The organism is Pseudomonas laurylsulfativorans (assembly GCF_002906155.1).
Lineage (GTDB): Bacteria > Pseudomonadota > Gammaproteobacteria > Pseudomonadales > Pseudomonadaceae > Aquipseudomonas > Aquipseudomonas laurylsulfativorans.
The window spans coordinates 48884-59657 of the sequence record NZ_MUJK01000002.1 but is presented as its reverse complement, the minus strand read 5'-3'; the positions used below and the strand labels follow the sequence as shown (position 1 = coordinate 59657).

Below are 10774 nucleotides of genomic sequence, written 5' to 3'. Positions count from 1 at the left end.
GGCCCCTCAGTCCAAGGAGATACACATGAATCGTTCTGTGCTGGTAGGTCTGTTCGTTGCTGCATCCATGATGGCTTCCACTTCGTTTGCTGCAGAAGACCTTTGCGCGGTCAACCTGAAAACCATCGAAAACGGCAAGGCACAGATTCCTCCGGAAATGACTGACCAGGTAAAGGCCTCCGTCGAACAAGCCAAAGCCGACCAGGCAAAAGGCACCAAGGAAGGTACTGAGGATTGCATCGCCGAGACCAACGACATCATCAAGGCCGTCACTGACTCGAAAAAAGGCGGGAAGTAACTCAGCTCAGGGCCAACCTTAGGGTTGGCCTTCTGGGTCTTGTTGGCTCCGCAGCCGGGAATTCAGAACCCGGCTGCGTCCAATTCGAAGCAAACCAAAACCCGCCCGTTGCGGGTTTTGTTGCATCTGGGGGTCTGGAAATGAGTAACCACCCGCATCGCTGGAAAAGCTCGACACATTTTCTGAAAAAACCGAATTCTTGCGTTGAATCGGAGTCTTTGAAACATGCCCCATCAGCTCAAGGAGACATCCATGAAACGCACCACACTCGCTGGCCTATTCATTTCTGCGGCAATGTTGGCCTCTCCTGTATTTGCTGCGGACAACAACCTGTGTACGAGCAAGTTGCAAGAGCTCAAAGGCAAAGTGAATGCGCTGCCGGCGACCTCCGCAAACACCTCAATGGAAATCAAAAGACTGATGTCCAGCGCCGAAGCCTCACAAGCCTCCGGCGACGACAAAAAATGCGTCACCGAGGCCACCCAGGCATTGGCACTCGCTGACAGACAGAGCAACGAAGCAAACCCATGATCTGTGGTGGCCAACCTTCGGGTTGGCCTTCTGGGTCGCGTTGACGTACACTGTGCAGGCCTGTTGCTCAATTGATTCACAGAGCACCAGGCTCGGGGCCGTTTTGGATTCGACGCCGGTTGCGAAACTTTAGGTGCATGCCGAGTTGGTAACAGAACTCGTAAATCCACTGTTGCAACTTTCTATAGTTGCCAATGACGAAACCTACGGGGAATACGCTCTCGCTGCGTAAGCAGCCTTAGCCCTTCCCTTCTGGTACCTTCGGGTCCAGCAATCATCAGGGGATGTCTGTAAACCCAAAGTGATTGTCATATAGAACAGAATCGCCGTGCAGTACGTTGTGGACGAAGCGGCTAAAACTTACACAACTCGCCCAAAGCACCCTGCCCGTCGGGTCGCTGAGGGTTAACTTAATAGACACGGCTACGCATGTAGTACCGACAGCGGAGTACTGGCGGACGGGGGTTCAAATCCCCCCGGCTCCACCAAATGATCAATCAAAGACGTCCACGGACGTCTTTTTTTGTGCCTGCGGCCCAGAAAATACGCGGCTTCCAGCGCTTTTGCGGTCTTTTGAGAGTTTTTGAGTTCCAGCCGCTCGGGTATTCCAGACAGTATTCCAGCGCATCCGGTGCTAATCTTTGGAATACCGAATCAGTGCTTGAGGACAATCTCATGCCTGCTCAAATCCTCCGCCTCTCCGATCGACAGCTCAAGGGAGTCAAACCCGCGTCCAAGGATTATGTCCTCACGGACGGTGACGGTTTACAGCTTCGCGTACGCAGTAACGGCTCGCTGCTGTGGAATTTCAACTACCGCGAACCGGTGACCAAGAAACGCATCAACATCGGCTTCGGGACCTATCCCGAACTGCCAAGGACATCGCAGCGGCCATGACTCCAGTTCCAGGAGGTGTCGGTCCTATGACGGTAGCGTGTTTGATGAGAAATACGCTGGCTGCGGCAGAGGCGATTGAAAGCAATACTGCGGCTCGCTACTGATAGTGCGGAACGCTCAGACTTGATCTGACAGATAGCGGACCTCCAGCCGTGCCTGTCAGGTCGAGCTTTGCTAATCACTGCTGTTCTCCAGACTAACCATCCATCTAAAAAGAAGTCCTTGTATCTCTGGCACAAGAGGCTGTTATCGGCCGATTGTGTTGAAAAAATCGACCCGGCCTGACGACCCATGCATTGAGCGGTGAAAGCGCCTATTTTGCGCGCTGACAAGTCAGATCTGAGCTCTGAACCTACTGCGCAAAACACAGATTTCTATCTCAGACGCGTACTTTTCTGCCGTGGAAACTGAAGCCGACTTTTTCAACACAATCGGCCAAAAGCAGCCGTCCAGCCCATCAAAAACACACGATTGATGCATGTACAGATTCACCATGGGGTGACAGAAATGGGCTACCTTATTGACCCATTTACTCGTAGCTCAGGGAGAGCGCCATGTCTGTGGAAATCCAGATTTCGGAAAATGCGACTGAAGCAGAGCGTCTAGGAATTTTGAGTCCACTACTGGCCCATAATTTGTCCAATGGTGGGGACGACGCCCATGAGACATTTGCCCTGTTGCTACGCGACCCTGACAATAACGAAGTGATAGGGGGGCTGTACGGCAAGGTCTCCTATCAATGGCTGCTTATTGATCTTGTCAGCGTTCCCGAGTCGATGCGTGGCCAAGGTATCGGAGAACGGCTAATGCGCATGGCCGAAGATATAGCCAGGAAAAAGAACTGCACTGGCATCTGGCTGGAGACCTTCAGCTTTCAGGCACCAGGCTTTTATCTAAAACTGGGCTATAGCGAATTCGGACGCCTGGCAGACTATCCACCGGGACATACCCGGCTCTACTTTCAGAAGCTTTTGCGCTGACAACGTTTAATCTTTGCCCGATTAGCTGCTTCATGGCAAACCACAATCGGCTAATTTGAGCCAACGCTGCTATTGGTCGAGAGCGGGCAAAATCCGGGCAACATCAACAGCTCAAAAACGCCCAATCACCCCAAAAAAAGGCGCCTTCCTAGTGCCCATTTTTCCTTCGCTGTACGCAGGTTGGCGAACCGGGATCGGGAAACTGGCAGACCCGAAGGTCTACCGCGTGCTGCATCCCCAAAAACGCTCGCCCATCTACTGCAGGTTTTATACGTTCGCACGATCCATTGGGCAATTGAATGATCACCCCGGAATAACGCTGACTGTGTTGGCAACGCCGTCTTCGCTAGAGGTCCGTTCGACGCCCAGTGGAGCGGCACGTCGGTCGCGTAAATAGCGATAACTCTTTCGACTTTCTTCAATCCTCCTGCGATCCAGCGTGACGCCGACAGGATGTCCGTCGGTGGATTCGACCAACACGTTTCCAAACGGATCAACGGCGATACTCTCGCCAGGAAACGACAGGCCCCTGCCTTCACCAATCCTGTTCACCAGAACGGCAAAACATTGGTTTTCCGTGGCGCGGGTGATCACGGCGCGACGGTGCACGGGGCCGTAGGGGTCCATGTTGCCGTCCAGCACCAGGATGAGGTCGGCGTCCAACAAGGCCAGCGCGCGGGCAGTCTCCGGAAACTCGATGTCGTAGCAAATGAGCATGCCCACGCGTAACGAGGCGATTTCACACACCGCGTACTGCGAGCCGGCCTCGAAAACGCCCCAGTCCGTATCGGGCCAGAGATGAGTCTTGCGGTATTTGAGGGCAATGCGCCCTGATCCATCGACCAGCAGAGCGGTGTTATACGCCCGCCCGTCAGCCTGCTCGCAAAAACCGAAAGCGATGGCGGTATTGCTTTTGCGTGCTGCCTCCTGAATGAGTCGGATAGGCTTGCTACGAGTCATCAGCCCAGTGGTGCCAATCTCTTCCCTGGTTGGAAAACCTGAAAGCGTCGTCTCTGGAAACACGATCAGATCCGTATCGAGCGGGGCGTTGCGGATCATTGACAGCATGTTGCTAAGGTTGATCTCAACCTGTGCGTCCGCAATGGGCAGTTGCGCCAGCAAAATGTTCATGGAGCCTCCATAAAAAAGGCACCGCACCTGGGTCGTTGGGAGCGGCGCCCTGAAATTTCACACAGTGCGACTATTGATCAGAACCAGAAAACCGGGGTCGTCGTCAGCAACTCGATTCCGGTCCGGGTGACGATGAAGTTCTGCTCCCACCCCACGCTGCCGACACCTTTGCGCGTCATGAAGGACTCCCCGGAGGCGACCATCCCTTCTTCGAAAATATCGTCTGCCGTGACCGAATCCCGGTTGATGATCGGGTGTTCCCACATGGAGCCGTTGCCGTGGCCAAAGTACGGCCATTGCTTGGCGGCCAGGTCCTCTTCTTCGGCCACCCGTGCCTGCACACGCTCGGCCTCGCCCACCACGTCGAGCACCCGGGCGCAGTGTTTCACGGAGTTCATCACCGCCTCCGTGATGGCGTAGGAGTCGATCAGCAGAGAGCGCTGCTCCGGGGTCGGCTTGCCGCCGCAGACCAGCGAGCGTCCCGGGTCGAGCCAGTACCCCTGATGGGTCGGCCCATAGATCCAGGTCCGGACCATATCGCCCTTGCTCGGCGCGCCCATGGAATACCCGTACATGGGATCACGCTCGAAGAACTGACTGTCCTCGTCGTTGCCGAAATTCACCGGGATCCGCAGCCAGCCTCCCCCACGCCGTGTAAGTTCATAAGCGCCCTCTGCCGCCGCCTCGGCCGCCGTCTTGCCCGCGTAAAGGCTGTCGCACACGCGGTACAAGGCGCTGGAGACCATCTGCCCCGCTTCGCGAAACATGTCCAGCTCTCGCGGGCTCTTGATCCGCCGGCAACGGCGGATCAGGTTATCGTCATACTCGAACTGGATACCGGGCGTCTGTTCCGCGAGCTGCCTGGCGTACTTCATCGGCAGATTGTCGGACCCGACGAACACGACGCTGCGATGCGGCTTGCGCGCGTTCAGAGCCTTGGCGACGCTGCTGATCGGGTCGTCACTGAAGAAATAATCGCCGCAGCGCACCATACGACGACGCACTGTCGCCACGTCGGCATGCAGTTCAGGTTTCTTTCCAGGCTCCAATATCACACAGCAGAAACCTCGTGCGTTCCAGATTGGAGAATCCGGTTCCTGGCCAGAGTGTTCCGACCAGAAGTTGGTCAGCCAAAGTGTTTCCATGGCTCGCTCATAATGGCCAGCTGTCTTGCCCCAGACAATGGCCAGTTCATAACCCTGCCGGCGCATTTCATCTTCCACTTTTTTCCAGCGACCCTCATATTCATCCACTGGAAAATAACCGTCAGGGTAATTCATTCTTTCGATGGTCATCACGATTACCTCAGTCTTTGTTTTTATACATAAGTGCGCCGAATACTGATCAGCGTTCGAGCGCCGTAGCCGTCATATTCAACCCATGACAGGAGAATTCAAATACTGCAAATCTGCACTATTGCTATCGTTGGTAAATTAACAAAGGAACGAAAGTTCGTATCGCTAGAGGTCGCGTTCCACGACAACATGTGCAAGTTGTCGAAGTGCATCGGCTTCCGGGCCAAATGCATCCAGTGCCGTTAACGCCCCCAGTAGAAGTTGCCTGGCGTAATGCCGCGCCCCTTCCAATCCCAATGAAGAAACAGCGGTGGACTTGTCAGCGTGCTGGTCCGCGTGAACCGCTTTCCCCAGGGCAACCCGATCTCCGACGACATCCAGAATGTCGTCGCGCACTTGAAAGGCTCTGCCGATCTGTTCGGCGTATTTTCTCAAGGCCACGAAGCGATTCGTTTCCACGGTTGCTCCACCCGCCATTGCGCCCATCACGACGCTGGCCTCGATCAATGCGCCGGTTTTCAAACGCTGCATTTCGGCGACTTGCTCCAGAGTCGGTCGGGTACCGGCCAGCGCCATGTCGAGAAACTGGCCGCCTGCAAGACCGGCGGGGCCAGCCGCCCTGGCCATGACTGCCAACATTTGCAGGCGAATCCCGGCACTCACCGCTGATGGTTGCGCCAACGATTCGAACGCCAGTGCCTGCAAGGCATCCCCCGCGATCAAGGCCGCGCTCTCGCCGTAGGCCACATGCAACGCCGGCTTCCCTCGACGAACCAGCGCGTCGTCCAGTGCCGGAAGATCGTCGTGTATCAAGGAATAGGCGTGCATCAGCTCCACCGCGCAAGCGACACCGTCGGCTGCGTCAAACTGCCCTCCCATGGCTTCACACGCACTGTAAGCGAGCAATGGCCGCAAGCATTTACCCGGTTCAAATACGCCGTAAGTCATGGCGTCATACAGTTTCTCCAGTGAAGGGCTGGAGTGTGTCAGTAGTTTCCGTAATCCATTGTCCAGTCGGGCGCGAAGTATCAGATTTCTTTCGCTGCCCACGGTTTTATGTATTCGCATCACCGGTTCGCCAGACTTATTCGTTATCTGCGACGGCAGCGCTTAACGTGGAGTGCATATAAGAAGGTGATGCCCATTTCGAATAAATAACCCAACCCGCCAGCGCCAGGAAAACAATCATGATCGGCACCGCCCAGTTTTCGTACCACGACAGTTCTGGATAACGAGGCCACGAAATATTGACCGCTTCAAATAGAGTCCAACCGGTTGCCGCGAAGATGGTGGGAATACTCAAGATACCCAGAGAGAACGGCCCCTCTCGCCAGTCGCCTTTCAATACGCTTACACACGCACCCACCAGCGGGAATGCGAAGGCGAGATAGAATCCGGCAATACTGAACGCCAGTAACAGCGGATAAATATTGGTAAAAGACAACATGAACAATAGTGCCGATAACCCGCCCGTTAACAGAAAAGCGCGCGTTGGCAATTTGTCGTCCCCACTCAACTGTCGAAGGAAATCCGAGCAGGGAATGGTTCTGTCCCGAGCGAACGCCCAAATGACCCGCGATACCGAAGCCTGAATGCCCAGCATGCACGCTAGAAATCCGATGATGAACAGCACCAGCATGCCCTTGTAAGCGATCTGCCCTAAATGAGTGATCAGCGTCACCGTGACAGGGTCGCTTCCCGCAGGAAACTCCAAGGTGGGCAATGCCAAAATCAGTGAAAACGCTGAGAATGCCACCACCGCGCCAACTGACAGCAGGCAGAACAGCATCGCCTTGGGCACCGCCCTTTCAGGATCTTTGACTTCTTCAGCGACGGCACCGGCGCTTTCAAAACCCACGAATGCCCAACCGCAGTAAGCAATGGCGAGCGCTACTTTCGAAGAGAAAAAGCCGGAGATACCGGGTTCCGGCCAGGCAAAGACCTGAGCGTCGGGCATCAGGATGGACAGCGTGTTGACTTTGAATTCCACCAGCAACAGCACGCCGATGCCGACCGAGCCGATCACTTCGGCACCAATGCACAGCCAGACGATGGTCGAGAAAATCTTTCGGCCTTGGGTGTTACCCCACGTGGCGAATGCGATGAGAAACAGGGCAATCGGCACACTGATCATCTTGTCGGTCGCATCTATGCCCAATAGCTGCGCCACGAATCCCGCGCCACCAAGGGCTACCGTTGCAATGGTGATCGGCAGCGTGCAGATGTAAGTCCAGCCTGCAAACCAGCCAAAGCGACTGCCGAGCAGGTACTTGGACCACTGATAAATACTGCCCTCATACGGAAATCTCGATACCAGCATGGCGAAGACCAACGCCACTAACAGTTGCCCTGCCATGGCCACCACCAACCCCCACCAGAAGGCAGGACCGACCGTTAAAATGCCAATTCCGAAGATGGAGTAAAGCGCCACAATGGGTGATATGAAGGCAAAGGCCAGGGAGAATGTGGAGGAAAAGTTAAGTTCACGCTGGAGGTGATGACCCTTTTCCTGACAAGTGTCCTTGCCAACCGATGTGCTGTTCATGAGCATACTCCCGCCGCTCGCGTAATCCGCGAGTCTTCAAGTTCATATTGTTATCGTTGTAGGCCGGCCGCTGAATGACCGTTGTTGCGGGGATGCGTGCCGAGCCTTGAAGGCGATGTTAGCGCTCGTCACCGACTGTACCAATAGTGCTAATCTGCACTAGCCACTGTTATGACTGCCCGAACATGTGCATCATGAACAAAGAAAATATTTCCCGTTCACTGGTGATGTCGAGTTTGGCGTACAACCGCTGTTTATAATTTCTGACCGTTCCCAGACTAAGATCCAGTTTTTCTGCGATCACGGGCATCGAATACCCGCGCAAGGTTTTTTCGACCAGTTGTCGCTCGCGCGGGCTGAGGTGATAAGTATCATAAAATTGTTCGAAGAACTCTTTTACATCCGTTTGTATATACCCTTCGCTTTTCTGCTCGAGAAATACTGCTCTGACACTCGTGGCAGAAGCGGATACATTCCTGGAATATTCCCAGTGGGCAATCAAGCCCTCAACATGGACTGCGATCAGTTCAGGCTGACTCAATATGAATTCCAACGTTTCGTTTCCGAAGGCATGACCGGCCAAGGCGTGCCAGGCGGGGTTTTGGTAGATGATCCTGTTATCACCGCCTAAGGTGAGAACGCCGACCTTTCCATTCCCGAACAGGGCGCCGAGACCCTCCAGAGACTCCGTTCGCATGTGTGCGGCATGCGCAGCGACGATGATCGGGTAAAGGGCGGTGAAAAAGGCGATTTCATCCTCATTGAACAGGGTGTACTCGCGATCGAAACAGAACCCCAGGTAACCCCCACCGATGACAGGCAGCATCAGCGTCAGCTCGTCCAGAATCTGCCCCGACTTGAATATTTCATCGTAATAAACATTGGAATCATCCTCGTTTTGCATGAGTGAAAACGTGACCACAGAGGGCACACGATCTTCAGTCACTAACCGAAGCAGAGGGTCGATCCTGTAGAGGTGACTCATGTATTGCTCAACCGCCTCGTGGCTCAAAGACGTGTTGACAATGAACTCGGGAGCAGAAAACCTGCTGTACTTGATAGCCAGCCAACGCTCACAGTCAATATATTGTCCCAGCGTCTCCAGCACGATGGCATAAAAGCCTTGGTGCCCCACAGCATCGACAACCGCCGCTATTGCTGCTGCCACACGCTTGTGATCACGGAAGACTTCATTCATGGGATCCCCGATTCTGCAAATGCCTTATCGCTTCAAGCATAGCCCCTTCACAGTGCAGCATCCCCACCAAGCGATGCACATAACTGACGATTCCAGCACGATACATCGATGGTATTTTTGGAAAAATTATCGGGCAATACAGTATCCACTGCGGCGATGAAGTAAGGCCTCAGCTAACGACAATCGACCACGCACACATCGGAAATTACCAAGCCACGTTAATTGACAGAACGGAATCTGCAATAGTGCAATATGACACCATTGACTTTTTATCAAGAAGCAATACAGCGCAGCGATTGAAAAGTTTAGCACTTAAGTAACTCAGAACAGATATAGGACCGTGATTACTTAGGCGAGTAAGCTTTAAGAACTTCAACCTGGACAAAGCATAAATCCATCACTATTTTTTGGAATACCAAAGCGGTGTCAGAGGTAGCTCTCACGCCTGCTCCAGCCCTCCGCCTTTCCGACCGCCAGCTCAAGGCAGTCAAGGCGTAAGACAAAGATTACGTCCTCAGCGATGGTGACGGCCTCCCGCTCCGGGTCAGGAGCAACGGCTCAATGCTGTGGAACTTGAACTACCGCGATCCGATAACCAAGAATCGTATCAACATGGGACTGGACACTTATCCAGAGCTCTCATTGACAAACGCTCGTAAGAAAGTCGTTGAGGCACGTGAGCTACTTGCACAAGGCATAGGTCCCAAGGAGCAACGCAACATTCAGAACGAAGCCAAACGAGCGGAGACAGAAAATACATTCGAGAACGTCGCTACCGCTTGGTTTGAGCTGAAGAAGGACTCCGTCACCCCGGCGCACGCCGAGGACATTTGGCGGTCGCTCACGCTGCATGTATTTCCGGACCTGAAAACAGCGTCGCTTTCGAAAGCAACGCTTATGGTCAGGGCAGGGGTCGGCGCTGCGTTTTTTTACTTAGACAACTCCTCAGTGCCGACAACCATGGTCAGGTACGTGTGAGCAGCTGCAGCAAACCTTCCACATCAGTTAGCGCTGGAGCATGAGCTCCGGGATAGCGGCAAGATATGGATGCGCAAGCCGCTGAAAATCGCAGGCGCGCGCTCAAGTCCGAGATCCCCAGCAACTCCGCCGCCAACCAACCCGCCATACAAGCGTCTCCTGCTCCAACCGTGTCTTCCACTTTCACGGCAATGGCCGGCTGCTCGAGTTGGCTGTCCGGGGTGTGGAGAATCATCCCGTGCTCCCCTCGGGTAAACAAGATCTGTGCCTGAGGGTTGAGAGCGCGAAGCTCATCCATCGCCTGGTGTTCGGTCAGCCCTGGATAAATGTGCCGGAGGTCTTCGTCGGAAAGCTTAATCATGTCAGCAAGGGTGGTCATCGTAGGGAAGGTATGCTCCCGATAATGGCTATCCATTAAATTGCGCCAGTTCGGGTCATAGCTAATCCGTTTACCAGCTTCTTTTGCCTGCTGAGCAATGTTAACCAGCCTGTCTGCGAGTGGCTGTCGAGCCAAACTGATGCAGCTGAAATGACACAGCTCTGCTTGATTGATCCATCCTTCGGGCATCAGATCCGGATCAAAAAACAGATCGGCATCTCCAGCAAAAAAGTATTTGGGAGGACGGCTTGATGGAACGATGGCGACCAAAGGAGCTCGGTCTACCCGCTGGATAAACCTCATATCCAACGCTGCCGCTTCCGACTGCGAAATTATCTCGTCACCCAGTGAATCCATGCTCACCGACCCAGCAAAAGCGCAGCCAACACCCAAGCGACTGAGCGCTCGTGCAACGTTCCAGGGAGCACCACCCGGGTAGCCCTTCCACTGTCCAGGAGTGCCTTGGACAAGGTCGGTCAGAGCTTCGCCAAACACTACTGCGCGAGGCAATTCCATCGTCACTTCCTCAATACTTTGTCGTA

9 protein-coding genes, 1 other RNA gene and 3 pseudogenes are annotated in these 10774 nt (G+C 54.3%); 7 read left to right on the top strand and 6 right to left on the bottom strand.

Annotated elements, in window-relative coordinates:
- Nucleotides 1–25 precede the first annotated feature (25 nt).
- From B0D71_RS06565 to B0D71_RS06540, 6 genes and pseudogenes are all read left to right on the top strand, one after another.
- Entirely contained in the window at nt 26–298 is a 273-nt protein-coding gene (locus tag B0D71_RS06565) for a hypothetical protein (protein ID WP_103394077.1), read from the top strand.
- A 252-nt stretch (nt 299–550) separates the two neighbouring features.
- Entirely contained in the window at nt 551–829 is a 279-nt protein-coding gene (locus tag B0D71_RS06560; RefSeq protein WP_103394076.1) for a hypothetical protein, read from the top strand.
- Nucleotides 830–923: 94 nt separating this feature from the next.
- Nucleotides 924–1317, top strand: a transfer-messenger RNA (tmRNA) gene (gene ssrA / locus B0D71_RS06555).
- A 187-nt stretch (nt 1318–1504) separates the two neighbouring features.
- A pseudogene (locus B0D71_RS31735) lies at nt 1505–1720 on the top strand (integrase arm-type DNA-binding domain-containing protein); the annotation flags it as partial.
- Nucleotides 1714–1830 (top strand): annotated as a pseudogene (locus tag B0D71_RS31730) (bifunctional methylenetetrahydrofolate dehydrogenase/methenyltetrahydrofolate cyclohydrolase); the annotation flags it as partial. The pseudogenes B0D71_RS31735 and B0D71_RS31730, both read left to right, overlap by 7 nt.
- Nucleotides 1831–2280: 450 nt before the next feature.
- The gene (locus tag B0D71_RS06540; protein ID WP_103394075.1) at nt 2281–2706 is read left to right on the top strand and encodes a GNAT family N-acetyltransferase; all 426 of its coding nucleotides are present in this window, start codon (nt 2281–2283) and stop codon (nt 2704–2706) included.
- A gap of 303 nt (nt 2707–3009) precedes the next feature.
- Here the strand turns inward: B0D71_RS06540 and B0D71_RS06535 are convergent, their stop codons facing one another.
- From B0D71_RS06535 to B0D71_RS06515, 5 genes are all read right to left on the bottom strand, one after another.
- Nucleotides 3010–3837: a nitrilase-related carbon-nitrogen hydrolase gene (locus B0D71_RS06535; RefSeq protein WP_103394074.1), complete on the bottom strand. Its 828-nt coding sequence runs from the start codon at nt 3835–3837 to the stop codon at nt 3010–3012.
- Between the two features lie 77 nt (nt 3838–3914).
- Nucleotides 3915–5132 carry a M24 family metallopeptidase gene (locus B0D71_RS06530; protein ID WP_103394073.1) on the bottom strand — a complete coding sequence of 406 codons (1218 nt, stop codon included), beginning with the start codon at nt 5130–5132 and terminating at the stop codon, nt 3915–3917.
- A 165-nt stretch (nt 5133–5297) separates the two neighbouring features.
- Nucleotides 5298–6200, bottom strand: a complete 903-nt coding sequence (locus B0D71_RS06525; RefSeq protein WP_103394072.1) for a polyprenyl synthetase family protein — start codon at nt 6198–6200, stop codon at nt 5298–5300.
- A 16-nt stretch (nt 6201–6216) separates the two neighbouring features.
- Nucleotides 6217–7677: an APC family permease gene (locus tag B0D71_RS06520; RefSeq protein WP_165798703.1), complete on the bottom strand. Its 1461-nt coding sequence runs from the start codon at nt 7675–7677 to the stop codon at nt 6217–6219.
- Between the two features lie 169 nt (nt 7678–7846).
- The gene (locus B0D71_RS06515) at nt 7847–8875 is read right to left on the bottom strand and encodes a helix-turn-helix transcriptional regulator (RefSeq protein WP_103394070.1); all 1029 of its coding nucleotides are present in this window, start codon (nt 8873–8875) and stop codon (nt 7847–7849) included.
- A gap of 423 nt (nt 8876–9298) precedes the next feature.
- Between B0D71_RS06515 and B0D71_RS06510 the strand changes: the two are divergent.
- Nucleotides 9299–9790, top strand: a pseudogene (locus B0D71_RS06510) (integrase arm-type DNA-binding domain-containing protein); the annotation flags it as partial.
- 49 nt (nt 9791–9839) lie between these two features.
- Here B0D71_RS06510 and B0D71_RS06505 read toward each other — a convergent pair.
- On the bottom strand, nt 9840–10748 hold the full coding sequence (locus B0D71_RS06505) for a carbohydrate kinase family protein (RefSeq protein ID WP_103394069.1): 909 nt from the start codon (nt 10746–10748) through the stop codon (nt 9840–9842).
- Nucleotides 10749–10774 lie beyond the last annotated feature (26 nt).

Excerpts from the sequence above, each read along its gene's own strand:
- B0D71_RS06565 (WP_103394077.1), top strand. The coding sequence starts at position 26 with ATGAATCGTTCTGTGCTGGTAGGTCTGTTCGTTGCTGCATCCATGATG.
- B0D71_RS06560 (WP_103394076.1), top strand. The coding sequence starts at position 551 with ATGAAACGCACCACACTCGCTGGCCTATTCATTTCTGCGGCAATGTTG.
- B0D71_RS06540 (WP_103394075.1), top strand. The coding sequence starts at position 2,281 with ATGTCTGTGGAAATCCAGATTTCGGAAAATGCGACTGAAGCAGAGCGT.
- B0D71_RS06535 (WP_103394074.1), bottom strand. The coding sequence starts at position 3,837 with ATGAACATTTTGCTGGCGCAACTGCCCATTGCGGACGCACAGGTTGAG.
- B0D71_RS06530 (WP_103394073.1), bottom strand. The coding sequence starts at position 5,132 with ATGACCATCGAAAGAATGAATTACCCTGACGGTTATTTTCCAGTGGAT.
- B0D71_RS06525 (WP_103394072.1), bottom strand. The coding sequence starts at position 6,200 with ATGCGAATACATAAAACCGTGGGCAGCGAAAGAAATCTGATACTTCGC.
- B0D71_RS06520 (WP_165798703.1), bottom strand. The coding sequence starts at position 7,677 with ATGAACAGCACATCGGTTGGCAAGGACACTTGTCAGGAAAAGGGTCAT.
- B0D71_RS06515 (WP_103394070.1), bottom strand. The coding sequence starts at position 8,875 with ATGAATGAAGTCTTCCGTGATCACAAGCGTGTGGCAGCAGCAATAGCG.
- B0D71_RS06505 (WP_103394069.1), bottom strand. The coding sequence starts at position 10,748 with ATGGAATTGCCTCGCGCAGTAGTGTTTGGCGAAGCTCTGACCGACCTT.